At 36.0% G+C, this 239-nt stretch carries 1 protein-coding gene; it reads left to right on the top strand.

Annotation, left to right across the window (positions count from 1 at the left end; all coding sequences use genetic code 11):
- Positions 1-16 precede the first annotated feature (16 nt).
- The coding region (locus RMT89_RS46450) for an MFS transporter (protein ID WP_399499130.1) at positions 17-239 on the top strand (223 nt) is incomplete at its 3' end.

Here is a 239-nt window from a genome sequence, read left to right as displayed (position 1 = left end):
CGCCAATTCAGTTTCGATAGCCTATTATTCAAAACCAGAAAATGTAATACGTAGCTTTACTTTAAACAGGATGGCGTTAAATCTGGGGTTTTCTATAGGTCCAGCTTTAGGTGGTTTCTTGGCTGCTATATCTTATAACTGGTTATTTTATGGTAATGCTGTTGCTGCTTTATTATCGGCTGCTGTTTTCTTCCTTTATTTTAGAAATAAGAAAGGCACAGCGCATAAAGAAGTTAAAG

The sequence above is a fragment of the Streptomyces sp. P17 genome (genome assembly GCF_032436805.1).
In the GTDB taxonomy this organism is placed as follows: domain Bacteria; phylum Actinomycetota; class Actinomycetes; order Streptomycetales; family Streptomycetaceae; genus Streptomyces.
Note: the sequence above shows the minus strand (reverse complement) of the source record. Positions and strands in the feature narration are given on the sequence as shown.